Origin of the sequence: Marivita sp. GX14005, from assembly GCF_023370775.1 — a bacterium.
In the GTDB taxonomy this organism is placed as follows: Bacteria; Pseudomonadota; Alphaproteobacteria; order Rhodobacterales; family Rhodobacteraceae; genus Marivita.
In genome coordinates this window covers 533,484-556,056 of the sequence record NZ_JAMCCQ010000001.1, presented here as the reverse complement: position 1 = coordinate 556,056, position 22,573 = coordinate 533,484, and the positions used below count along the sequence as shown (strand labels likewise).

Here is a 22,573-nt window from a genome sequence, read left to right as displayed (position 1 = left end):
GGCAGGGTGGGGAATTTGCCCACCCTGCGCAAGTGGGGGCGTTCACCCCTTGATCGCCTCAAGCACCGCCTCACCCAGCGACGCGGGGCTTTCCGCCACCACGATGCCAGCCGATTTCATCGCCTCGATCTTGTCCTCGGCACCGCCCTTGCCGCCGGCGACGATGGCGCCTGCATGACCCATGCGCCGGCCCGGAGGAGCTGTGCGGCCCGCGATGAAGCCGGCGGTGGGCTTCCAGCGGCCCTTCTTCTTCTCATCCGCGAGAAACTGCGCGGCCTCTTCCTCTGCGCTGCCGCCGATTTCGCCGATCATGATGATGCTCTCGGTTTCGTCATCGGCAAGGAACCATTCCAGCACATCGATATGCTCGGTCCCCTTGATCGGATCGCCGCCGATGCCGACGCAGGTGGACTGGCCAAGGCCGACATCGGTGGTCTGCTTGACCGCCTCATAGGTCAGCGTGCCGGAACGGGAGACAACGCCCACCGTGCCACGCTTGTGGATATGGCCGGGCATGATGCCGATCTTGCAGGCGTCGGGTGTGATGACGCCGGGGCAGTTCGGGCCGATCAGCGTCGATTTCGAGGTCTCCAGTGCGCGCTTCACCTTCATCATGTCGAGCACAGGGATGCCCTCGGTGATGCAGACGATCACGTCCATCTCGGCGTCGATCGCCTCAAGGATCGAATCCGCCGCGAAGGGGGGCGGCACGTAGATCACCGAGGCGTTGGCACCCGTGACATGCTTGGCCTCGTGCACCGAGTTGAAGACCGGCAGGTCGAGATGCGTCTGCCCGCCCTTGCCCGGCGTCACGCCGCCGACCATCTTGGTGCCATAGGCGATGGCCTGTTCGGTGTGGAATGTGCCTTGGCTGCCGGTCAGACCCTGACAGATGACTTTGGTGTTTTCGTCGATGAGGACGGCCATGACATTGGCTCCTTCTATATGAATCTCTTCAACCGCTTGGCGGCTATTCGGTTTCAATGACGGCAAGGCGGTAATTGGCCCCGCTCGGAATGGATGCATCGCGACTGGTAAAGATGACCCGCGTGGGACTTGTCTCGACCCAGACCTGTTCGGCCCCCGCAACCAGGGACGGATTGGCGGGACGGGCGTTCGGGAAGAGTTGTGGAATGGCGTTGCGCACGCGCTGCGTCTGTCCGGTGCGCGCGACGGCAATCACCCCGCAACCCCGGCTTGCCCTGCGCTCCTGAACCAGAACGGCGGGGCGACGATCATCCACGACAAAGGTGCGGAAACCGCGCCTGTCCCGTTTGCCGGTCGGGACATAGCTGGCATTTCGAAGCGTTGTCTCGAACGGCTGCTTTGCAACCAGAGGCTTCACGCACAGTCTGTCAAATGTCTTGACGAAAGCCGTCGGGCTGCTTCTCGGGATCACGTTCCATGGACGTATGTTGGAAAGTTCTACAGCGTCGGGCGACGTATCGAGACACCCCGTCAGCGCAAGCGTCATGAGCATTGCTCCTCCACACGAAACAGCGCGCGGCCAACCGGGTCTCACCCCTTGACCGCCTTGACGATCTTCTGCGCGCCATCCTTGAGGTCGTCGGCGGCGATCACGTCGAGGCCGGAGTTCTGGATGATCTCTTTCCCCTTGTCGACATTCGTGCCTTCCAGACGGACCACCAGCGGCACCTTGAGGCCGACCTCTTTCACAGCCGCAATCACGCCTTCGGCGATCACATCGCAGCGCATGATGCCGCCGAAGATGTTGACGAGGATGCCTTTGACCTGCGGGTCGGAGGTGATGATCTTGAACGCCTCGGTGACCTTTTCCTTGGTCGCGCCGCCGCCCACGTCGAGGAAGTTGGCAGGCTCCGCGCCGTAGAGCTTGATGATGTCCATCGTCGCCATGGCAAGGCCCGCGCCGTTGACCATGCAGCCGATCTCGCCGTCCAGAGCGATGTAGTTCAGATCGTATTTCGAGGCTTCGAGTTCTTTCGGGTCTTCCTCGGTCGTGTCGCGCAATTCGGCAATATCGGGGTGGCGGTAAATCGCGTTCCCGTCAAAGCCCATCTTGGCATCGAGACATTTCAGATCGCCGCCGTCAGTGACGATCAACGGGTTGATCTCAAGCATCTCCATGTCTTTCTCGACAAAGAGCTTGTAGAGCGTTCCCATCAGCGCGACGCACTGTTTCACCTGCTTGCCGGTCAGGCCAAGGTTGAAGGCGATGCGGCGACCGTGGAACGGTTGATACCCTGTCGCGGGATCGACGCTGAATGACAGGATCTTCTCGGGGGTCTTCTCGGCAACCTCCTCGATATCCATGCCGCCCTCGGTAGAGGCGACGAAGGACACTCGGGAGGTCTGGCGATCCACGAGGAGCGCGAGATACATCTCGGTCTCGATGCCCGATCCGTCCTCGATATAGATGCGGTTGACCTGCTTGCCGGCCTCGCCGGTCTGCTTGGTCACGAGCGTGCGGCCAAGCATTTTCTTGGCTTCCTCGGCCGCTTCCTCCACCGATTTGGCAAGGCGCACACCGCCGGCGTCGCCTGCGCTATCTTCCTTGAAGGTGCCCTTGCCGCGCCCTCCGGCATGGATCTGCGCCTTGACCACCCAGAGCGGCCCGTCCATCTCACCTGCCTTGGTCTTGGCCTCTTCGGCCTTGAGGACCACGCGGCCATCGGACACCGGAGCGCCGTAGCTGCGCAGCAGGGCTTTCGCCTGATACTCGTGGATGTTCATCGGTCAACCGTCCCGTTTGTTGCTGCGATCCGGGCTGATATACGATGGTATACAGGCAAGGTTTAAGGCCTTTTTGACGCAGAGGCAGAAACCAGCCGAAAAAAGCGGTGTTTGTGATCACAGCCAATTTGGCCGTGATCACATAGGGTTTGCCGTCGCGGATGCCGCTACGTGAAACGTCAGATTCGCGTCGGGTTTCCGGCTATAACTTTACCGGACCGATCCCTTCGCCGCATATCTCACCCCGATCTGCCAAATGCAGCATCAATTGGATGATCTGCACGTCGCTTCGTTCGAAAAACGAGCGCCCCAGCAAGCGCAAGGAACGTCAGGACGTCACCGCCTGAACGGTATCCTGCCGCCCCCGAAGCCCCATGCTCCAGAATGCGGCCTCCAGCCGGGTGGCGGTGGCGAAGCGCTTTTGAAGTTCCGGCCAGCGCGGGCAGGTTTCCGGCGAGCTGCCCAGCCGCCGGGCAATGGCGCGGTCGATCATTTGGCCGAGTTCGATCATCGCACCTTGATATTCACTGCCTGCATAGGTGTCGATCCACGCGCGATAGGGCGTGTCGGACCTAGCGACGACGGAGAGCCGCGTGCCGATCTCCGCATAGCCGAAACAGCAGGGCGCGAGCGCGGCCAGAAGATCGAGGAAATCGCCCTGCAGCCCGGCATCCATCACATAGCGCGTATAGGCAAGGTTCTCGAATTCCTCGGTCGCGTTGAACAGGGTTTCCTCGTCGATCTCTTCGGCCGCGCAGGTGCGGATATGCAGGTTCATCTCGTAATTGACGAACCCGTTGACCGAACGGGCACAGGTCTTCATCTCCTCCAATGTTTCGGACTTGATGACGCCCATCGACCAGGCGCGCGAGAAGTGGATCAGAAAGACGTAATCCTGAACGAGGTAATGCAGAAACGCGGCGCGGGGCAGTGTTCCGTCCGACAACCCCTCGACAAAGGCATGGCGAGTATAGGCGGCCCATTCCGCTTCGCACCCTGCGCGCCACAATGCGACGGTGCGGCCGTAGTCATGTTCGGTGGAGTCAGGCAAGGGCGTCGTCATGGGGTCACTCCTGTTATTTCGGCAAAATGATGTGTAGGACCATGGCCCGATCCGACGGTGAGTTCATCGGCATGCGCGATCGCGCGTGCGACATAGGCCTTCGCCAACGCAGCCGCGTCGGGCAGGGCGTGCCCTTGCGCGATCCGGGCAGCGAGCGCGGCTGACAGGGTGCAGCCCGTGCCGTGCGTGTTGCGCGTCGTTGTGCGCTGCGCGTCGAACCAGGTCGTGCCACCAGGCGTGATCAGGCAGTCGGGGCTGTCCGCACCGTCGAGATGGCCGCCTTTCATGAGAATGGCACGCGGCCCGAGCGCCATCAGCGCGCGCCCCTGCCGTTCCATTTCCGCGCGCGTCTGCGCCGTTTCGACACCCAGCAACTGCGCGGCCTCCGGCAGGTTGGGGGTCAGCACGGCGGCCATCGGCAACAGCCGCTCGCGCAGCGCCGCCGCCGCATCGGGTTGCAAAAGCGGCGCGCCGCCCTTGGCGATCATCACCGGATCGAGCACGATCGGTGCGGCGCAGCCTTCCAGTGCGTCCGCGACAGCACTGGCGATTTCGGCATTCGCGATCATCCCGATCTTGACCGCATCGATGCGAATGTCGTCCCGAACGGCCTCGATCTGCTTTCGCACGAAGTCGGACGGGACTGTGTGAATCCCGCTCACGCCTTGCGTGTTCTGCGCGGTCAGCGCGGTGATTGCCGCCATCGCATAGGCGCCATTGGCCGAGATGGCCTTGAGATCGGCCTGGATGCCCGCGCCGCCGGACGGATCGGACCCGGCGATGCTCAGAACATTTGCGATCATTGGTTTGTCCCTCCTGTTCCAAAAGCCCGCGCGGCGGCGGTCACATCCGGCTGGCCGCAAATGGCCGAAACGACCGCCACACCATCGGCGCCCGCGTCGCGGGCCGCTTGCCTATGATCGGCCTTCAACCCGCCGATGGCGACCGAGGGCAGCGGCGTGAGCGCCACGAGGTGCCCAAGACCCTCCCAGCCGATGGGCGCCACGTGATCGGGTTTCGTCGCGGTGCCGAAAACCGGGCCGAGCCCGAGGTAATCCACGACCGCGGGATCAGCCGCGCGCACCGCGTCGGCAGTTTCGCAGGACAGGCCGAGAATCCTGTCCGGCCCCAGCTGCGCGCGGGCCTCCGCCGGGGTCATGTCGCCTTGCCCGATATGCGCGCCGTCCACATCCGCAGCCACGGCCGCAGCCACATCATCATTGATGACGACAGGCACGCCGCGTCCCGCCAGCGCCAGTTTCACCTCTCGCGCCACTGCGATCCTTTCTCGTGTCGTCGCGGTCTTGTCGCGCAGTTGAACCATGCTCACCCCGCCAACAACCGCGCGGCGCACCGTTTCGATGATGCCAAGCGGCGCGCAGAGCTTCGGATCGGTGACGAGGTAGAGGCGCAGTTTGCGGCGCAGATCGCTCATGACCGCACCGTCGCGCGCACATTGCCGGGCTGAACGGCGGCCAGCGCATCGAGGAAATGAACCTGGAAACTGCCCGGCCCCTGCGCCTTCTGTGCCGCGACGTTGCCGGCGGCCTTGAAATGCGCTAGCGCAGCAAGCGCCGCGTCGAACGCCGGCCCGATCGCAGCATAGGCGCCCATGAGCGCGGTTTGCGAACATCCGAGCGCGGTGATCTTGGGCATCAGCGCGGAGCCTCCCGCAACTCGCGCAGACCGCGCGGCATCGGTCACGAAATCCACCGGCCCTGTCACTGCGACGACCGCGCCGGTCTGGCGCGCCAAAGCTTGTGCGGCATCTTCGGCCGCCTCCACACTGTCGCCGCTATCGGCGCCTTTTCCCGATCCGCCTTCGCCGGCGAGTGCCAGGATTTCAGACGCGTTTCCGCGAAGGATGGCGGGGCGCAGGGAGAGGAGCTTCTGCGCGACATCTCTGCGATACCCGCTGACGAAATGCGCCACCGGGTCGAGCACCCAGGGAATGTCATGCGCGCCAGCCGTTTTCGCCGCCGCAACCATGCCGTCCACCCAAGGTGCGGAAAGCGTGCCGATGTTGATCGTCAACGCACCGCAGACAGGGGTGAAATCCTCGATCTCTTCAGTCGCATGGAGCATTGCGGGCGAGGCACCGGCTGCGAGGACCACATTCGCGGCGATATTCATCGCAACGTAATTCGTGATGCAATGAACGAGCGGATTGCTGTCGCGCAAGGCGGTAAGAAGGTCGTCGTCACCCATCTTGGTCTTCCTCGTTGGGGCGAGGAAGAGCACAGGCCGGTCTATCCAAAGCGACTGTGACCTCCCTCCGCCAGCATTATCTGGTTCAGGTTCAAAGGGTACGTCTCAGCTTTGCAGCGCCCCCGGCGAAGGTGTCGTTACGTCAGGCTCAAGCGGGTGTCAAGGCGATGATACCCAGCCGGTTCGGATGGGCCGCTGTCGGAACCTGCGGTTCGGGGGCGGCGTTTTCTTGCTTTCAAGGCCGGGCGCGCCAGTTGAGTGCGTTGCCTTTGCATCCAGCCGGATCACGCTCGACCGGTCGTTCGAAGAGTAGGGATTATGCGCGTATACCTTGTCAGTCCATTCAAATTACCGATCCTGTGTATCTTCGCGAGTGTCATGGCGAACACGGCGCTTGCGGCGGATGCTGTCGAGACGCTGGCCGCGGATGGCAGGTTCGACACGCTGTCGCGATCGATCGACGCGGCCGGTTTCGGCGATGCGCTCGGGGACGGACCGCTTACCTTCTTCGCGCCCACGGACGAGGCGTTCGAGCGCTTGCCCGAGGCGATCGCCCAGGGTTTCGAGAACCCCGAACACGCCGATGCGCTTCGCGAATTGCTGTCGTTGCATCTCGTTCCTGCAGGCCCGCATGAGGCCGATGACATTCCCGTCGAGATGCGGACACGCTCCGGGGATCGCATGGTCGTGACCTATACGCGTGGAGAGTTGACCGTACAGATCGCACCGCCTGACGGTACGGATGCGATTGAACCGCTGCTGCAGGCCCGCGCTGCCAACGAGGCGCGGATCGTGTTCGGTAATATCGCCGCCGGGCCAGGGATTCTGATCCACGGCATCGACCGCGTTCTTTTGCCGCCCGATTTCGTAGAGCGCGCCGATAGCCTCCAGCCGCAGGATCGCGAAGTCGCGGATACGGGCGGCACGCCGGACAATACCTACGTGGACGACATCGCGGCCTCCGATGACGGCGCGACCGTCCCGCTTCCAGGCGACACGAACGCAATGGAGGCATCGCCCGAAAAGAGCGCGAATGACCCCGATGCACCTGTTACCGTCACCGTCTACGATCCGAAGAGCGATCAACCGAAAGGCGACAAGGAAGGCACGCGCGAGGACACGGAGCCGAGCATCACGACCCTTCCCGCAGAGCCGGCGCGGGAGGCGGCAAACAAGTCGGAACCAGAAGCGGCCGACATGGAAGCGGAACCTATGGCGGACGAGCGATCAGCCGATTCCAGAGATGCGATAGAGTTGACGAATGATCTGGTGTCCGTGACAACCCTGATCGGCAAGCCAGTGCGCCGCAGTGACGGCACCGAGATGGGGCAGGTCGGCGATCTGGTGATTTCGCTTTCGGGTGCGCGCATCAATGCTTTGGTGGTCGAGCTGGATGGCGGGTTGTTCGAGTTCGGCGAGCCGGAAACGCGGCGGGTCGATATCCGCTCCGTGTCCATCGACCCGCTCGATGGGGGCGTTATCCTGGATGATGGCGCGGCGGAGGCGCAGGAATGATCGGCGCGGCGCGATGAAGGCCGATGAGGAACGGGAAGGCCCGCCGGAGCCGCAAGGCCCGCCCGAATTGCACCGCCCCGAACCCGGCGCGCCCGACGGCGAGAATGACGAGCCATCGCAAAAAAAGCGCGGATGGCTCTGGCTTCTGGCCGGGCTGGCGGTTCTCGCGCTCGGCGCGGCGGTGTTCTGGTTCCTGTCCCGCCCCGAGGACCGGGAGGCCAAGCCGCCCCCTCAGCCGCCGCTCGTGCGCAGCGCGCTTGCCGAGCGGGCGGACCGCCTGACCATTCGTCAGACCGGCTTCGTGCGCGCCGATGAAAGCGTGGAGGTCGCCGCCGAAATCGGCGGTCGCATCGTAGAGGTCGGCGATACGTTTCGCACGGGTGCCTTCGTGCAGGACGGCGCGCTGCTGATCCGGCTCGATACCGGGCGGATCGAGGCCGATATCGCCAGCGCCGAAGCAGGGGTCGAACAGGCAGAGGCCGCCTTGGCCGAGGCGCGTATCGCGCGTGAACGCCAGGAACAGCTCGAAGAGCGCGAGTTCGCCTCTGAAGCGCGGTTGCAACAGGCGATCGTCAAGGTCGCCATCGCCGAGGCGGATCTGACAGCCGCCGAAGCCGCGCTGACACAGGCGCGCGACCGCCGCGATCAGGCCATCGTCACGGCACCTTTCGATGCGTTCGTGACCGAACAATCCGCCGCGCCCGGCGCGCTCGTGCAGCCGGGCGTGCCGGTCGGAACACTCGTATCGGCAGGCGGAGCGGAGATCGAGATGGGCCTGACGCCGCCCGATCTCGACGTGCTTGGGCAGGCCGAGCGTGCCATCGGGGGCCAAGTGATCCTGCGCGCGCCGGATGCGCCGGACGGGGTGCTGGCCTATGGCGAGGTCACAGCCGTCGATCCCGATATCGCGCCGCAGACAAGAACGGTCGGGCTGATCGTGACCGTCCGCGATCCGTTTTCGCGCGACCGGGCCGGCTCCCGTCCGCTCCGCGTGGGCGAGTTGGTGGCACTTGAACTGCCGGTCAGTCTTGAAAACCGCAATATCGTGTCCGTGCCGCCCGAAGCGGTCAAGGGGCGCGGAACGATCTGGGTGATCGAAGACGGCGTTCTGGACCGGCGCGATGTCCGGCCCCTGCAGCGCGGCGAGACGAGGGTTCTCATCGCGGCAGAGGCGCTGCCAGCGGGCGCGCGGGTCATGCTCAGCGATCTGCCCGACGCGGTTGCCGGTCAACGGGTCCGGCTCGAAACCGTGCAGAATGAGGGCAAGCCGGAGCCGGTGCGCTGATGGCCGGGCTCATCAAATGGTTCCTCGGTAATCGCGTGGCGGCCAATTTGCTGATGCTGTCGCTTATCGCGGCGGGGGTGGCGGCGCTTTTAAACGTGACGGTGCGCACCTTTCCCGAGATCGCGACCGGCACCGTCACCGTGACCACGGTGTATCCCGGTGCCAGCCCGTCCGAAGTGGCCGACGCGGTCCTGACCCCGATCGAACAGCAGCTTCAGGGGCTTGAAGGGGTGCGCAAGCTCACCTCGACCGCCTCGCGCGGGCTCGGCACGGTGAGCGCCGAACTGACGCGCGGGGCGAATGTCGATGATGTCGAGAACGACATCGAAACCGAAATCGCGCGGATCGGAACCTTGCCCGAAGGCGCCGAAGCGCCGCGTATCGCCAAGGTCGAGCCGACGGAACTGGCGGTGCAGATCGCCCTGCACGGGCCGGTGCCACGCGCCTCGCTCAAGGCGCTTGCCGAACGGGTGCGGGATGAGTTGACCGATTTGGCCGGGATCAGCCAGGTCACGATCTCGGGCGTGCCCGAAGATCAGATCGACATCGAAATCACCCGCGAGACGCTGGAATCCTACGGCATCGGGCTTGTCGAGCTTGGCCGCCTCGTGTCTGCGCAATCGCTGGACCTGACCGGCGGGCAGATCGATACCGGCCGGACGGATTTGCAGATCCGCACCGAGGCGGAAGCTGAAGCCGCCGGCCAATACCGCGATATCGTGATCTTCACCGACGACACCGGCGCGACCGTATCGCTGGGCGACATCACCCGCGTTTCCGATGATCTGTCCGAAAGCGCCATCCGTTCGACGCTGGGCGGCGATCCGGCGGTCTATGTATCGATCAACCGGGCGGCCTCTGAACAGGTGCCGGCGATCACGGACACGGTGCTGGACTATGTCGAAACCGATCTGCGTCCCTCCCTGCCGAGCGATATCCAAGCGACGATCTGGCGCAATCAGGGCGATATCCTGCAAGGCCGGATCGACCTGCTGGTCAAGAACGGGCTCATCGGCGCGGCGCTGATCCTGCTGCTGCTGACGCTCTTTCTCGACCTGCGCATCGCGGCCTGGGTCGCCGTCGGGGTGGGCGTTGCCTTCATCGGAGCCTTCGCGCCCATGCTGATCCTGGGGCCGACCATCAACCAGCTTTCGCTTTTCGGCTTCATCCTCGCGCTCGGGATCGTTGTCGATGACGCGATCGTAGTGGGTGAGAATGTCTTTTCCCGGCTGGAGGAAAGCGGCGACGGAGCCGAGGCGGCGCGCGAAGGCACGTTGCGCGTCTGGCGTCCGATCCTCTTTTCCGTCACCACGACGATTTTCGCCTTCGTGCCGCTGCTCTTTTTGCCGGGGTCGTCGGGGTCTTTCATCTCGCCCGTGGCCGCTGTCGTGATCTACGTTCTGACCGTGTCGCTGATCGAGAGCTTCCTGATCCTGCCAACGCATCTCAGTCATATCTCGATGACCGATCCGCGCCGGTTTTCGCCACGGCGCCTGACGGAAGCGGCGCGGCGTTTCGTGGACCGGCGCTTTCGGCGTTTCCGCGAAGGGCCGCTCCGCCGCGTTGTCACGGGGGCCGTGCGGCATCCGCTGTTTACCTTCGCGACCTGCCTTTCGCTCGCCATTGCAGGTGCGGGGCTGATCGCGGGAGGTGTCGTCAAGTTCACATTCTTTCCGCAGATCGAGGGCAATTTCGTCACCGCCGAGCTGCGCTTTCCCGAAGGCACAAGCCAAGATGAGACGCTCGCGCGCGCGGATCGCTTCGTTGCCGCCGCCCGCCGGGCTGCGGAGGAGCTTGGAGCGCCCGATATCGTGCAGGCCACGGCGATCACGGTCGGGTTCTCCAATTCGGCGGGCGGGCCGGGTGGTGCCAGTGCCACCGCCACGGGCGCAACCGCGAAGATCGAGGTCAAGCTGGCCGATGCGAACGAACGGGATCTGTCGGCGGAGCGGTTCCGGCAAGCCTGGCGCGAAGCGGTGGGCGGGGTGCCCGGCGCGCGGGAGGTTCTGTTTTCCTCCTCGGTGATCGGGGTCGGTGCGCCGATCCTGCTCGAAGTGACGGCGGAGGACGAAGCCACGCGCGATGCGGCGGTGCGCCGGATGCGCGAGGCGCTGGCCGGGCGCGACGGGGTTCTGGACATCCGCGACGACCGGTTCAGCGCCGCACGCGAGATCGCCATCGATCCGCGCCCCGCCGCGCAGGCCTTCGGCGTCAGCGCGTCCGATATCGCGACCACCGTGCGCGCGGCGTTTTTTGGCACGCTGATCGACCAGTTCGCCCGTGACCGCGAGGAGGTGGATGTGCGCCTGCGCCTTGTGCCCGATCAACGCGATTCCATCGCCGATCTCCTGGCGCTGAAAATCCCCGTGGCGGGATCGGACGCGATGCTGCCGATCACGGTTCTGGCCGATCTGGCCTTCGACCGCGCGCCATTGACGATCACACGCGTTGACGGGCGCACCATCACCACCCTGTCGGCGGATGTGGACACGGCGATCACCACCGGCGGCGCCGAAACGGCATGGCTCATGCAGACCATCGTGCCGCAGCTCAAGGAGGATTATCCGGCGCTCGACGTATCGGCGGGCGGCGAGCAGGAGGAGGCGGGGCGTTTCTCGGGCGCGCTTGCGTTCAATTTCCTGCTCGCGCTTTTTGCGATCTACGCCATTCTGGCGCTCGCCTTCGGCAGCTATGGCCGGCCCGCCATCGTGCTGCTGGTCATTCCCTTCGGCGCGCTTGGTGCGGTGATCGGCCATGCGATCCTCGGGCTCGATCTGACGCTGCTGTCGATGTTCGGGATCGTCGGGCTGGCCGGGGTGATCGTCAATGACAGCTTGCTTATCGTCGATTTCATTCAGGAAGCCGAAGCAGGCGGCACGCCGCCGCAGGAGGCGATCGTGGAAGCGACGCTCAGCCGCTTCCGACCGGTCATGCTGACCACGTTGACGACTTTTCTCGGGATCACTCCGCTGGTGCTGGAAACCTCGGTGCAGGCGCAGTTCCTGATCCCCACTGCCGTCAGCCTCGGGGCAGGGGTGCTGTTCGTCTCAGTCCTGCAAATGGTGCTGGTCCCGGCCTATGCGGCGCTCTATGCGGGCGTGCGCCGCCGGATCACCGGGAGACGCGGCGCGTCCGATCCGGCCTGAGCCTTACAGCCGTTCGGCCACCAACCCGACGAAATCGCCCATCTTCACCAGCCCCGGCACATGGCGCGCGGCCAGGATGCCATCACGCCGGGCGAGGCACGGGACGGGCGCCGCGCCGGTGCGGTCGCTGCGCCAGATGCGGGCGATGGGTTGTCCCTCGCGCACTTCGTCGCCCAGGTCGGCCTGATACTCGATCAGCCCCGGCTCGAGCGCGAATTGGAAGCATCGCTCGTCGGGCATGTCGAGCTGCACCGTTTCCTCGATCTGCGGCGCGCCCGACAGGATCCCCGCATGGCGCAGCAGGTTGCGCGCTCCCTTGCGGGCAATCGCGACGCTGCGCGCCGTGGCGGTGCCCGCGCCGCCAAGCTCGGTCGTGACGAACACCTTGCCCTGCCCTTCGACCTCGGTGTCGAACATGCCGACAAGGTCGATCTCCAGCATCCGCACCGAATAGGGCGCGTTGAACGCCTGCATCGCGGCCATGCAGGCGTCTTCCTGCGTCTTGTTGTCGAGCACATGCGCCGCCGCATAGGGCAGGAAATCGAGCGTCTGCCCGCCGGAGTGGAAATCGAGAACGATATCGGCGGGCGGCACCAGCCGTGTCGCGATGTAATGCGCGATCTTTTCCGTCACGCTGCCATCGGCGCGGCCCGGGAAACAGCGGTTCATGTTCACGCCATCAATGGGCGAGCAGCGTTTCCCGGCAGCGAAGGCGGGGGTGTTCATCATCGGCAGGATGATGATCCGGCCCGTCACCTCCGAAGGTTTGAGGCTGCAGGCGAGATCCTGAAGCGCGATCGGGCCTTCGTATTCATCGCCATGATTGCCCCCGGTCAAAAGCGCCGTCGGACCCTCTCCATTGGCGATGACGGTGATCGGCACCATGACCGACCCCCAGGCGCTGTCGTCGCGGCTGAAGGGCAGTTTCAGAAACCCGTGATGCACGCCCTGCGCATCGAGCGGAATGGTCGGCGTGATCGCGCTGTCGCTCATGACTTCACCCAGAGTTTGCGTTCGGTGGTGCAAAAGCACTCATGCCCCGTGTCGGTGATGAAGATCGGCTCGGTGATCTCCAGCCCGCCATCGTCAAGCCAGAGCGCCGGCATGAAGTGGAAGGTCATCCCCGGTTCCAGAACCGTCATGTCGCCGCGCCGGAACGAGATGGTGCGCTCGCCCCAATCGGGCGGGTAGCTGATCCCGATGGCATAGCCGCAACGGCTGTCCTTTTCGAACCCGGCCTTGTTGAGCGTCGCGTTGAACGCGTTGGCGATATCCTCGGCCCGGTTGCCGGGGCGCGCCTGTTCGAGCCCCGCCTCGATGGCATCCAGCACCGCCTTGGTCGCTTCGAGATATTTCGTCGGCACTTCGCCCAGGAAAAGCGTGCGCGATTGCGGGCATTGATAGCGCCGATGCGCGCCCGCGATTTCGAAGAAGGTCGCCTCTCCGATTTCCAGCGGCCGGTCGTCCCATGTCAGATGGGGTGCGGTTGCGTCCAGCCCCGAGGGCGCCATCGGCACGATGGCCGGGTAATCGCCCCAATAGCCATCGGCACCGCGAATCCCCGTGGCGTAGATTTCCGCGATCAGGTCGTTCTTGCGCATCCCCGGCTCGGCGATCTCCACGATATGCTCGTGCATCTTTTCGACGATCCGCGCGGCGCGCTGCATGTATTCGATCTCGCGCTCCGACTTGACGGCCCGTTGCCAGTTCACCAGCCCGGTGCAATCGGCCAGGCTCGCCTTGGGCAGCGCCTGGTTCAATACGACATGCGCGGTGGCGGAATAATAGTAATTGTCCATCTCCACTCCGATCCGGGCCTTTTCCAGCCCCAGCTCGGCCAGAAGCTGCGCCATGTCGGTCATGGGATGTTTTTCGGGGTTCTGGACATAGGTGTCGTCATAGCCACGAATTTTATCGTCATCGTCCATGAACACCGTGCGCCGTGCGCCGAGCGCATCCATCGCGCGGCCCCACCAGATCGGATCGCCCTCATGCGTCAGGATGACGGCCTGAAAGACATAGAAGGACCAGCCGTCATAGCCCGAGAGCCACGACATGTTCGATGGATCGCAAACGACGATCGCGTCGAGCCCCTTCACGGACATGGCCGCGCGGGTCTTGTCGATCCGGCGCTGGTATTCCTCGGTGGTGAAGTTCTTTTCATATGTCGTCACTGCGCCCGCCCCCCTTTCGTCATCCGCGCCACGGCATGCGTGGCGATGGCCGTGTCCTGAACGCCGGTGCCCGTGAGATCGGCGATGGTGATGTCGGTGTCACGTTGCCGCCCCGTCGCAGCGCCGGTCAGCACCTCGCCGAGTTCGGCAAAGCCGCGCTCCGGCTCCATTGCGCCCGCGTCGATTGCGGCGCGCAGCTCGCCCATGATCCGGGTCTGCGACAGCCGGTCGGGGACATAGAGATCGGCGCGCGTCAGGCACGCCGGATCGAGCTCGCATTTGCCGGGCTGGTCCGATCCCATCGCGGTCACATGCTGACCGGGGCGCAGCCAGTTGGCTTGAAGGATGGGCGTGCTCGCCGGGGTCGTGGTGACGATGATATCGGCCTCCCGCGCCGCCTCGGCGCCATCGGGCACGGCGGTGACGGGAATGCCCAGAGTCTCCGCACAATCACGCGCCGCTTGCTCCGCAGCATCAATGTTGCGCGCCCAGATCACGGCGCTTTCGATGGGCCGGACAAGGGTGAGCGCCTGCAATTGCATCCGGGCCTGCGTGCCGGCTCCGAAAATCGCCGCGCGTCGGCTATCCACTCGCGACAAAACCCGCGCGGCGACGGCACCGGCGGCGGCGGTGCGCAAATCGGTCAGATAGCCATTGTCGAGCAGCACCGCCTGCACGCGGCCCGTCTCGGCGGATAAGAGCACCATCAGGCCGGAGGTCGAGGGCAAACCGCGCGCGGGATTGTCGAAGAAGCCGGGGGAGACCTTGACGGCGAAGCCCGAAAATCCCGGCAGGAACGCCGTCTTGATATCGACCTCGCCATTGACCATCGGCAAGTGCATCGACAGCACCGACGGCATGACCACGCCGTCGCCCGCCAAGGCGACAAAGGCCTGTTCCACGCAATCCACCGCCGCAAGATCGAGCGGGACAGCCGTCCGCAGGTCTGCTTCCTCCAGAACGAGGATATCGCTCATGGCGCGCCTCCGCATACAAGGGTTCGGTGATCGGTCATGTCGATGTTGCCACCGCTCAGAATCACCGCAATAGGGCCGTTCGACCGCACCTTGTTGGCCAAAAGCGCCGCGACACCGACCGAACCCGACCCTTCGACGATCTGGCCTTCGCGGTAGTAACAATGGCAGATCCCGGCGGCGATCTCCTCCTCGCTCAGCAGGATCACATCATCGACCAGCGCGCGCGTCATGGCGAAGGTGAAGCGGTTATCGAGCCCGATCCCGCCTCCGAGCGAATCCGCGAGCGTTGGTAGTTCCTCGACTTCGACGGGCTTTCCGGCGCGCAGAGAGGCGTGCATCGCCGCGCCCCGTTCCATCGTGATGCCGATGATGCGCATATCGGGCCGATGCGCCTTGATCGCGGCGGCAACGCCCGAGATCAGCCCGCCGCCGGACAGTTGCACCAGCACCGTATCGACATCCGGCACGTCATCGAGAAGTTCGAGGCCGAGCGTGCCTTGCCCGGCGATCACCTCGGGATGATCGAAGGGCGGAATGGTCGTCATGCCGTCCTCGGCGATGAGCCGGTCCACCTCGCGCTGCGCCTCGTCCTGCGAATGGCCGATGATGCGGATCTCGGCCCCGAGCGCGGCGATCCCGTCGATCTTGGCCTGCGGCACGAGGTTGGACATGCAGATCACCGCGCGCGCTCCGGCCTGCCGTGCGGCATGGGCCAGCGCGCGCCCGTGATTGCCGGTGGACACGGCCACGATCCCGCGCGCCCGCGCTGCATCGTCAAGCGCCAGAACCGCGTTCGTCGCGCCGCGCAGTTTGAAGCTGCCGGTGATCTGCTGATGTTCGAGTTTGAGCCAGACTGGCTGGCCCATCCTGTTCGACAGGCTCGGCGACAGGTCGGTAAAGGTTCGCCGGACGTGACCGTCGATCCGCTTTCGCGCGACTTCGATCTGGCCCAGGCCGAAGAAAGGCGCGGTCACGGGATGATGCCCCAGTCCGGCACGGGGCATTGGAACAGGCGGCCCACCGCATCCGCGCGCGGCGGCAGCCCGGCGATCCCGCGCATCGCCCAGAAGGTCGCCTGATTGGAGCAGAGCGCCGGTTTGTCGAGCCGCGCCTCGATCTCGTCGATCACGTCGAGCGCGGGCATCGCTGTGCAGGACAGGAAGACCGCATCGACATCGGCGCTGCCGAGCGAGACCGCTGCATCGATGATGGTTTCGGGATCGAGCCGCGCCATGTCGGTGTCATCGGCGAGGCCGAAGCAGCCGGCGCGCTTAACCTCGATATCGTTCGCTTCGAAGTAATTGACGATGGGGCCTGTCGTTTCGCGAAGGTAAGGCGTGAGGATCGCGATGCGCCGCGCGCTCAGTGCCTTGAGACCGGCCAATGCGGCAGAGGATGGCGTGACGACGGGGACGCCGGAACGCTCCTGCGCAATCGCGCCGCTGACGAAATCGTTGTGGATTGTTACCGAGGCTGACGTGCAGGCGAATGCCACCGCCGCAAGCTCCGCCCCCGGAACCAGAAGCGCCGCAGCGGCGGCAATATTCGGCCCCATCGCGCGCAGGTTCTCGGGAGTGGTCGGGTTCTCGAACGGGATACGCGCCACATGCACCACCGCTTCGTCGCGCTCGACCAGCCGGGGCGCGTCGCGCTCGATGGTCAGGTCCGTCGCCAGCGCGATGATGCCGAGACGCGGCAGGTCCGTATCCGCAGGAAGGCAGCGGGGCGCGAGCGTCTCGATCCTTGCCGGGGCGCGGGAGGCCACGGCGGGCGCTCAGACGACCATGACCGGGATCGACGAGAGCCCGGTGACCTTGTGCGACACGCTGCCGAGGAAGTAGCCGTCAACCGATCCCGCGCCGCGCGATCCCAGCACGATCAAGTCCGCCTCGTGCTTCTTGGCGAACTCGACCACGGCGCGGGCCGGCTGGCCAGACCGCACGAAGGCGCGCACATTCGTCAGCCCCGCTTCGAGCGCGATCTTGCGCGCGGCGTCCGCAATCTCCCGCGCGCTTTCCTGAAGCGCCTGATCCGGCGAGAGATGCTTCGGCCCCTGTACCATCGAAAGCGACGCCTCCCGCATCGAATGATGGCGGTAGACCGTCAAAATCAGCAATTTGGCATCGCTGAGCTTGGCGAGATCGACAGCCATCTTCACGGCGGTTTCGGATTGCGCGGAGCCGTCACAGGCGGCGAGGATCGTATTGAACATGGAAAACCTAGTTGAACGCGAGGTCACGCAGGAAAAGGGCGATCTGCGGGAAGAAGATGAGTGCGACGGAAACCGATAGCAGGATCGCGATGAACGGCGGCGTGCCGCGCACCACCTCGGCATAGGGGCGTTTGAACACTGCGATGGCGGTGAAGATATCGCAGCCGAATGGCGGTGTGGCCGACCCGATGGCGACCTGCAACGTGATGATGATGCCGACATGCACCGGATCGAGCCCGACCGACTGCACCACCGGCGCGAAGATCGGCACCAGCACGAGGATCACGACGATCGGATCGACGAACATGCAGCCGATGAAGAACGCGATGGAGATCACGAAAAGCACGCCAACCTGTCCCATGCTGTCGATCCCGACGGCACCAAGAACCGCCTGCGGAATTTGCGCAAAGGAGATCACCCAGGAAAACGCGGCCCCGGCTCCGACGAGGATAAAGACAACGGCCGTGATGAGCCCTGTGGATTTCGCGGTCTCGTAAACGCCGCGCAGGTCCAGTTCGCGGAAGATGATGACTTCGAGGATCAGCGCATAGAGCACGCAGGCCGCCGCCGCTTCGGTCGGAGAAAAGATGCCGCCGTAAATGCCGCCGATGATGATGGCCGGAAAGCCCATTGGCCAGAGCGCCTTCTGCACCGCCTTGAAGCGCGCGGACCACGGCGCCTTGGGTTCGGTCGGCACGTCATGGCGCACCGCGTAGATCACCGAGAAGATCGAAAAGCACAGCAGGATGAGCAGCCCCGGCCCGATCCCGGCGATGAAAAGCTCCGCGATCGAGGTGTTCGACACGACGCCGTAGATGATCATCCCGATGGAGGGCGGGATGAGAAAGGCGATATCGCTCGAATTGACGATGAGCGCGAGCACGAAACTGTCCTTGTAGCCCGCCTTCAGCATCCGGGGGCGCAGCGGAGAGCCGACCGCCACCACCGTCGCCTGCGTGGAGCCCGACACAGCGCCGAACATCGTGCAGGCCGTCGCGGTGGAGACCGCAAGCCCGCCCTTGAGATGGCCCACGAAGCTCATCACCATGTCGATGAGCCGCCCCGCCGATTGTCCGCGCGTCATGATGTCGGCTGCGAAGATGAACATCGGCACGGCGATAAGCGATGCCGGACGGATCCCCGCGATCATCTGTTGAACGGCCGTCTCGATCTGTCCGAAATCGCCGAAGATGAGCAGGAACCCGGTGAGCGTGCCCGCCAGGAGCGGGATCATCATCGGAAAGCCCAGCAGCAGAAGGACGATCATCACGCTGAATACGGTCCATGCCATCGCTCAGATCTCCCGCTCGTCATTGTCGTAACCTTCGAGCACATTGGTCGAAAGGTAGATATCCGGCTCGATCATATTCTTGATCGCCGTCAGCACATATTGCAGCCCCGTCAACAGAAAGCCGAGCGGCACCCAGCAGAGCGTGATCCAGACCGGGATCTGCAGCGCCGGCAAGACCCGCCCGCGCCCCATCGTCGTCAGCAGGAATTGCAGCGAATACCAGGCCAGACCCAGCATGAAGACCGCGGTGACGAGCGCGATCAGGATCGTCAGCGCCTTGCGCGGCTTGGGTGGCAATGTGTCATAGATCGCCGACATGCGGATATGCCGCCCGTGCCGCGCCGCGTAGCTGATCCCGGCAAAGGTGATCAGGATGATGAGGATCCGGTTCAGTTCCTCGGAAAAATACAGGCTTTCGAAGAAGACCCGCCCGATGACATTGGCAACCGTGTTGAGCGCCATGAGCAGCACCCCGACCGCCAGCATGATCGCTTCGAGCTTGGCGATTGCCAGATCCAGCGTTCCGAGCAGCCCCGGAAGGGCGGATGTATCATCGGTCAGCGTTTCGAGATCCGGATCCCCGGTGGGCTGCTGCATCGCGCCCGTCTTGTCGGTGTCTTCTGTCATCAGGGTGATCTTTATCCGAGCGCAATTGTGTCTACGGCCCGCCGCGTCGGGGCGGCGGGCCGTGCGAGCTTACTGGTCGGCCGATTTGGCCTCTTCGAGATCCGCTTTCATCTGATCGAGAATCTCCTTGCCGGTGTCGCCGGTCATCTCGATATAGGCGTCCTCGACGGGGCCGGATGTGGCCATGAAGGGCGCGCGCTCCTCCTCCGACAGGATGTTGATGGTGATGTCGGGCTTGGCCGCCTTGATGTTGTCGAAGCTCTCCTTGCCGAGCTCTTCCTGATAGCCGAGGATATATTCGAACGCCGCGTCGGTGGCGTTCTGGATCAGTTGCTGATCCTCCTCGCCCAGCCCGTCATAGAATTGCTTGTTCGCCATCAGGGCCGTGGTGAAGTTGTTGTGCCCGATACAGGTGATGTAATCGGTCACCTCATACATCTTCGTCGAATCGAGGAAGAACCGGGGGTTTTCCTGGCCCTGGATGATGCCGGTCTGCATCGCGCCATAAACCTCGCCCCAGGGCAGAGGGGTCGGGGTCGCGCCGAAGGCGTTGTAGCTTTCGACCAGCAGCGGGTTGGTCATGACGCGGAATTTCACGCCTTCGAGATCCTCGGGCGATCTGACCTCTTCCTTGGTGGTCATGCAGACCTCGCCCTCGGGATACATGGTCAGAAGCTCAAGGCCCTGTTCCGCGTAAAGCGGCGGGAAAAGCTCGTTGATGGCCTTGGAGTTGCGGAAGAAGTTCTGCAACTGCGTCTCGTCCTGCGGCAACAGGTAGGGCACGAAGAACACCTGCGCCTCTGGAATCAGCGCGCCGGTGAAGCCGGGCGACTGGTTGACGAATTGCAGGATGCCGGCCTGCGCCTGCTCCATGATATCGGCGCTCTCGCCCAGCGTGCCGAAGGGGAACAGCTGGACGGTGTGATCGGAATTGGCCTCGATCTCTTCCTTGAACTTCTGGGCGAAGACCCCCTGAACTTCGGTCGCCGCTTCCTCGTGTGCGTAGCGCCAGGTATCCGCGCCCGCACCGGTTGCCAGCGCCAGAAGCGCCGCGCTTGTCATGAGGGTCGTCATGCGATTGATCATCAAAACCTCCTTGTTTTTTCAGTGGTTGCGTAACGTAAGTGACGCTGTCCCCTTGGCTGGAAGGATGAAATCTCAGCCTCTGAGAGTCAACGCTTGTGAAAAAAACCTCTTTTCCGGCGGGTTTCGGGCCGTCGGCAACGGGCGCGCCGGCGCCCATTCGATTGACAAGCCGGCGGCTTGCATCGACATGATGGCGCGATGAAAACGCACCGTCTCGACCGGCTCGATCTCGAACTGCTTTCGATCCTCGCCCGCAACGGCCGCATCGCCAAGAGCGAACTTGCGCGCAAGGTCGGGCTCGGTCCGACAAGCTGTTGGGAACGCTTGCAAAGGCTCGAAGAAATCGGCGCGATCTCGGGGTATCGGGCCGACGTGTCCCTGCGCGCGCTCGGCCCGTCCGTGACGGTTTTCGTCACCGTCGAACTGGGCGAGCATCGCAGCAGCAGCTTCGACCGGTTCGAACGCGAGATTGCCCGCCATGACGAGATCATCGGATGCTGGGCGCTGGGCGGGGGCTTCGATTACCTCGTTCAGGTCGTCACCCGCGATATCGACAGCTATCAGGCCTTGATGGACACGGTTCTCGAACAGCGCGCCGGGGTCGCGCGGTATTTCAGCTATATCGTGACCAAGCCCGTCAAGGCCACGCCGCCGCCTTTGGACATCCTGTTTCAAGAGTAGCTGCCTGCGCCGAAGAATTTTCGGCCCGCCCCCGCGATTTCGCGAAAACCTCTCGGCGCGTTCTGTTTTAGCTCTGTGCCAACTCCCCCGAATCCGATGAGGTTGCCGTGAACGAAATGCTGACCCATGCCCGCCCGATCCTTGACGATATCACCGATTCAACGTTGCTTTCCGGCAAAGCGTTCCTTGACGGCGCCTGGACCGAGGCCAGCGATGGCGCATCGCGCGGGGTTTCGAACCCGGCTGACGATAGCGAACTGGGGCAGGTGGCGTGCCTGACAGCCGATGATGCTGCCCGCGCGGCCAAGGCGGCCCAAGCGGCATGGCCCGCCTGGGCGCATACCCTGCCGCAAGAGCGCACCGCGATCCTGCGCCGCTGGTTCGAGCTGATGCTGGAAAACCGCGAGGATCTCGCCCGGATCATGACCGCGGAGCAGGGCAAGCCGATCTCGGAATCGCGCGGAGAGATCGATTATGCCGCCGCGTTTCTGGAGTTCTATGCCGAGGAGGCCCGTCGCCCGAATATCGAGGGCGTTACCTCGCATCTGCCCGATGCCGAGGTCGAGATCTGGCGCGAGCCGGTCGGCGTGGCCGCGCTGATCACGCCCTGGAATTTCCCTTCTGCAATGCTGACCCGCAAGGCTGCCGCCGCGCTGGCGGCTGGCTGCACCGTGGTTGCGCATCCTTCCATCGAAACGCCCTATTCCGCGCTCGCCCTCGCCGAACTGGCTCGCCGCGCCGGGATGCCGGACGGCGTGTTCAACGTCATCACCGGCGATGCGCCCACCATCGTCGGAGCCTGGATGAACGATCCGCGCATCCGCGCCGTGTCCTTCACCGGCTCGACCGAGGTGGGCCGGCTTCTTTACCGGCAGGGCGCCGATACGATTAAGCGGCTGGTGCTTGAGCTTGGCGGCCATGCGCCGTTCGTCGTCTTCGCCGATGCCGATATGGACCGCGCCGTCGATGAGGCGATCAAGGCGAAATTCGCCACCTCCGGGCAGGACTGCCTCGGCGCCAACCGCTTCCTGATCGAACGATCGGTCTATGACGCCTTCTGCGGCGCCTTCACCGACCGCACCCGCGCGCTGAGCGTCGGTGCTGGTATCGACGATCCCGATATAGGCCCGCTGATGAACGAAAAGGCGCTGGCAAAGCAGCAGGCGCATGTCGACGACGCGCTGGAGCGCGGCGCGAAACTGCTCTGCGGCGGGGGGCGGCATGACGCGGGCGATCTTTTCTTCCAGCCGACCGTTCTGGCCGATGTGCCAGCGGACGCGAAGATCATGCACGAGGAAACCTTCGGCCCCGTGGCCGCCATCGCGCCCTTCGACAGCGAGGACGAGGCGATCCGCCGCGCCAATGACACCGAATTCGGCCTTGTCGCCTATCTGCACACGCAGGATCCGCGCCGCATCTACCGCGCCAGCCGCGCGATGCGCTTCGGCATGGTGGCGGTGAACCGCACCAAGGTCACGGGAGCGCCGATCCCCTTCGGCGGCATGAAACAATCCGGCCTTGGCCGCGAGGGCTCGCGCCTCGGGCTCGAAGCCTTTACCGAAGTCAAATATGTATGCCGCGACTGGGCCTGAGCCC

At 64.3% G+C, this 22,573-nt stretch carries 22 protein-coding genes and 1 riboswitch; of the genes, 6 read left to right on the top strand and 16 right to left on the bottom strand.

Translation table 11 applies throughout. The annotated features are described in order from the left end of the window. Positions 1–42: 42 nt before the first annotated feature. From sucD to thiM, 7 genes are all read right to left on the bottom strand, one after another. The gene (gene sucD / locus M3465_RS02855; protein ID WP_249500187.1) at positions 43–927 is read right to left on the bottom strand and encodes a succinate--CoA ligase subunit alpha; all 885 of its coding nucleotides are present in this window, start codon (positions 925–927) and stop codon (positions 43–45) included. A 43-nt stretch (positions 928–970) separates the two neighbouring features. Then, positions 971–1,474, bottom strand: a complete 504-nt coding sequence (locus M3465_RS02850; protein WP_249500186.1) for a hypothetical protein — start codon at positions 1,472–1,474, stop codon at positions 971–973. 44 nt (positions 1,475–1,518) lie between these two features. Beyond that, on the bottom strand, positions 1,519–2,712 hold the full coding sequence (sucC, locus tag M3465_RS02845; RefSeq protein WP_249500185.1) for an ADP-forming succinate--CoA ligase subunit beta: 1,194 nt from the start codon (positions 2,710–2,712) through the stop codon (positions 1,519–1,521). 328 nt (positions 2,713–3,040) lie between these two features. Next, positions 3,041–3,775, bottom strand: a complete 735-nt coding sequence (tenA, locus tag M3465_RS02840) for a thiaminase II (protein WP_249500184.1) — start codon at positions 3,773–3,775, stop codon at positions 3,041–3,043. After that, complete coding sequence (gene thiD / locus M3465_RS02835; protein WP_249500183.1) at positions 3,772–4,578, bottom strand: bifunctional hydroxymethylpyrimidine kinase/phosphomethylpyrimidine kinase; 807 nt, start codon at positions 4,576–4,578, stop codon at positions 3,772–3,774. The genes tenA and thiD overlap by 4 nt, the downstream gene beginning before the upstream one ends. Then, the gene (gene thiE / locus M3465_RS02830; RefSeq protein WP_249500182.1) at positions 4,575–5,210 is read right to left on the bottom strand and encodes a thiamine phosphate synthase; all 636 of its coding nucleotides are present in this window, start codon (positions 5,208–5,210) and stop codon (positions 4,575–4,577) included. Before thiE ends, thiD begins: the two co-directional genes overlap by 4 nt. Then, entirely contained in the window at positions 5,207–5,983 is a 777-nt protein-coding gene (thiM, locus tag M3465_RS02825) for a hydroxyethylthiazole kinase (RefSeq protein WP_249500181.1), read from the bottom strand. The genes thiE and thiM overlap by 4 nt, the downstream gene beginning before the upstream one ends. A 45-nt stretch (positions 5,984–6,028) precedes the next feature. Then, a riboswitch (TPP riboswitch) is annotated at positions 6,029–6,117 on the bottom strand. Between the two features lie 184 nt (positions 6,118–6,301). Here thiM and M3465_RS02820 point away from each other — a divergent pair. Genes M3465_RS02820 through M3465_RS02810 form a run of 3 tightly spaced genes read left to right on the top strand, consistent with a single transcriptional unit; the run spans position 6,302 to position 11,929 of the window. Further along, positions 6,302–7,498: a fasciclin domain-containing protein gene (locus M3465_RS02820; RefSeq protein ID WP_249500180.1), complete on the top strand. Its 1,197-nt coding sequence runs from the start codon at positions 6,302–6,304 to the stop codon at positions 7,496–7,498. A gap of 13 nt (positions 7,499–7,511) precedes the next feature. Next, complete coding sequence (locus M3465_RS02815) at positions 7,512–8,783, top strand: efflux RND transporter periplasmic adaptor subunit (RefSeq protein WP_249500179.1); 1,272 nt, start codon at positions 7,512–7,514, stop codon at positions 8,781–8,783. Next, entirely contained in the window at positions 8,783–11,929 is a 3,147-nt protein-coding gene (locus M3465_RS02810) for an efflux RND transporter permease subunit (RefSeq protein WP_249500178.1), read from the top strand. Before M3465_RS02815 ends, M3465_RS02810 begins: the two co-directional genes overlap by 1 nt. A 3-nt stretch (positions 11,930–11,932) precedes the next feature. Here M3465_RS02810 and doeB read toward each other — a convergent pair whose 3' ends face one another. From doeB to M3465_RS02765, 9 genes are all read right to left on the bottom strand, one after another. Next, positions 11,933–12,922: a N(2)-acetyl-L-2,4-diaminobutanoate deacetylase DoeB gene (gene doeB / locus M3465_RS02805; RefSeq protein WP_249500177.1), complete on the bottom strand. Its 990-nt coding sequence runs from the start codon at positions 12,920–12,922 to the stop codon at positions 11,933–11,935. Then, on the bottom strand, positions 12,919–14,103 hold the full coding sequence (gene doeA, locus M3465_RS02800; protein ID WP_249500176.1) for an ectoine hydrolase DoeA: 1,185 nt from the start codon (positions 14,101–14,103) through the stop codon (positions 12,919–12,921). The genes doeB and doeA overlap by 4 nt, the downstream gene beginning before the upstream one ends. Continuing rightward, positions 14,100–15,080 (bottom strand): ectoine utilization protein EutC, encoded by a 981-nt coding sequence (gene eutC, locus M3465_RS02795; RefSeq protein ID WP_249500175.1) that lies wholly within the window; start codon positions 15,078–15,080, stop codon positions 14,100–14,102. Before eutC ends, doeA begins: the two co-directional genes overlap by 4 nt. Then, a complete protein-coding gene (gene eutB, locus M3465_RS02790) occupies positions 15,077–16,084 on the bottom strand; it encodes a hydroxyectoine utilization dehydratase EutB (protein WP_502846094.1) in 1,008 nt (335 codons plus the stop codon). Before eutB ends, eutC begins: the two co-directional genes overlap by 4 nt. After that, positions 16,051–16,845, bottom strand: coding sequence for a maleate cis-trans isomerase family protein (locus tag M3465_RS02785; protein ID WP_249500173.1), 795 nt, complete (start codon positions 16,843–16,845; stop codon positions 16,051–16,053). Before M3465_RS02785 ends, eutB begins: the two co-directional genes overlap by 34 nt. 9 nt (positions 16,846–16,854) lie before the next feature. After that, the gene (locus M3465_RS02780; protein ID WP_249500172.1) at positions 16,855–17,292 is read right to left on the bottom strand and encodes a universal stress protein; all 438 of its coding nucleotides are present in this window, start codon (positions 17,290–17,292) and stop codon (positions 16,855–16,857) included. A 7-nt stretch (positions 17,293–17,299) separates the two neighbouring features. After that, a complete protein-coding gene (locus M3465_RS02775; protein WP_249500171.1) occupies positions 17,300–18,583 on the bottom strand; it encodes a TRAP transporter large permease in 1,284 nt (427 codons plus the stop codon). A 3-nt stretch (positions 18,584–18,586) separates the two neighbouring features. Beyond that, positions 18,587–19,180: a TRAP transporter small permease gene (locus tag M3465_RS02770; RefSeq protein WP_249500850.1), complete on the bottom strand. Its 594-nt coding sequence runs from the start codon at positions 19,178–19,180 to the stop codon at positions 18,587–18,589. Positions 19,181–19,279: 99 nt separating this feature from the next. After that, a complete protein-coding gene (locus M3465_RS02765; RefSeq protein ID WP_249500170.1) occupies positions 19,280–20,296 on the bottom strand; it encodes a TRAP transporter substrate-binding protein in 1,017 nt (338 codons plus the stop codon). Here M3465_RS02765 and M3465_RS02760 point away from each other — a divergent pair. The 3 genes from M3465_RS02760 to M3465_RS02750 all read left to right on the top strand — a co-directional run bounded on the left by M3465_RS02760 (position 20,283) and on the right by M3465_RS02750 (position 22,569). Beyond that, positions 20,283–20,498, top strand: coding sequence for a hypothetical protein (locus M3465_RS02760; RefSeq protein WP_249500169.1), 216 nt, complete (start codon positions 20,283–20,285; stop codon positions 20,496–20,498). The genes M3465_RS02765 and M3465_RS02760 overlap by 14 nt on opposite strands. Then, positions 20,495–20,977: an Lrp/AsnC family transcriptional regulator gene (locus tag M3465_RS02755; RefSeq protein ID WP_249500168.1), complete on the top strand. Its 483-nt coding sequence runs from the start codon at positions 20,495–20,497 to the stop codon at positions 20,975–20,977. The genes M3465_RS02760 and M3465_RS02755 overlap by 4 nt, the downstream gene beginning before the upstream one ends. A gap of 116 nt (positions 20,978–21,093) precedes the next feature. Continuing rightward, positions 21,094–22,569 (top strand): NAD-dependent succinate-semialdehyde dehydrogenase, encoded by a 1,476-nt coding sequence (locus M3465_RS02750; protein ID WP_249500849.1) that lies wholly within the window; start codon positions 21,094–21,096, stop codon positions 22,567–22,569. Positions 22,570–22,573: the final 4 nt, after the last annotated feature.

Excerpts from the sequence above, each read along its gene's own strand:
- M3465_RS02780 (WP_249500172.1), bottom strand. The coding sequence starts at position 17,292 with ATGTTCAATACGATCCTCGCCGCCTGTGACGGCTCCGCGCAATCCGAA.
- eutB (WP_502846094.1), bottom strand. The coding sequence starts at position 16,084 with ATGCCCCGTGCCGGACTGGGGCATCATCCCGTGACCGCGCCTTTCTTC.
- M3465_RS02755 (WP_249500168.1), top strand. The coding sequence starts at position 20,495 with ATGAAAACGCACCGTCTCGACCGGCTCGATCTCGAACTGCTTTCGATC.
- tenA (WP_249500184.1), bottom strand. The coding sequence starts at position 3,775 with ATGACGACGCCCTTGCCTGACTCCACCGAACATGACTACGGCCGCACC.
- thiD (WP_249500183.1), bottom strand. The coding sequence starts at position 4,578 with ATGATCGCAAATGTTCTGAGCATCGCCGGGTCCGATCCGTCCGGCGGC.
- sucC (WP_249500185.1), bottom strand. The coding sequence starts at position 2,712 with ATGAACATCCACGAGTATCAGGCGAAAGCCCTGCTGCGCAGCTACGGC.
- M3465_RS02775 (WP_249500171.1), bottom strand. The coding sequence starts at position 18,583 with ATGGCATGGACCGTATTCAGCGTGATGATCGTCCTTCTGCTGCTGGGC.
- thiE (WP_249500182.1), bottom strand. The coding sequence starts at position 5,210 with ATGAGCGATCTGCGCCGCAAACTGCGCCTCTACCTCGTCACCGATCCG.
- M3465_RS02850 (WP_249500186.1), bottom strand. The coding sequence starts at position 1,474 with ATGACGCTTGCGCTGACGGGGTGTCTCGATACGTCGCCCGACGCTGTA.
- eutC (WP_249500175.1), bottom strand. The coding sequence starts at position 15,080 with ATGAGCGATATCCTCGTTCTGGAGGAAGCAGACCTGCGGACGGCTGTC.
- sucD (WP_249500187.1), bottom strand. The coding sequence starts at position 927 with ATGGCCGTCCTCATCGACGAAAACACCAAAGTCATCTGTCAGGGTCTG.
- M3465_RS02750 (WP_249500849.1), top strand. The coding sequence starts at position 21,094 with ATGCTGACCCATGCCCGCCCGATCCTTGACGATATCACCGATTCAACG.
- thiM (WP_249500181.1), bottom strand. The coding sequence starts at position 5,983 with ATGGGTGACGACGACCTTCTTACCGCCTTGCGCGACAGCAATCCGCTC.
- M3465_RS02765 (WP_249500170.1), bottom strand. The coding sequence starts at position 20,296 with ATGATCAATCGCATGACGACCCTCATGACAAGCGCGGCGCTTCTGGCG.
- M3465_RS02770 (WP_249500850.1), bottom strand. The coding sequence starts at position 19,180 with ATGCAGCAGCCCACCGGGGATCCGGATCTCGAAACGCTGACCGATGAT.
- M3465_RS02810 (WP_249500178.1), top strand. The coding sequence starts at position 8,783 with ATGGCCGGGCTCATCAAATGGTTCCTCGGTAATCGCGTGGCGGCCAAT.
- doeB (WP_249500177.1), bottom strand. The coding sequence starts at position 12,922 with ATGAGCGACAGCGCGATCACGCCGACCATTCCGCTCGATGCGCAGGGC.
- M3465_RS02820 (WP_249500180.1), top strand. The coding sequence starts at position 6,302 with ATGCGCGTATACCTTGTCAGTCCATTCAAATTACCGATCCTGTGTATC.
- M3465_RS02815 (WP_249500179.1), top strand. The coding sequence starts at position 7,512 with ATGAAGGCCGATGAGGAACGGGAAGGCCCGCCGGAGCCGCAAGGCCCG.
- M3465_RS02760 (WP_249500169.1), top strand. The coding sequence starts at position 20,283 with ATGCGATTGATCATCAAAACCTCCTTGTTTTTTCAGTGGTTGCGTAAC.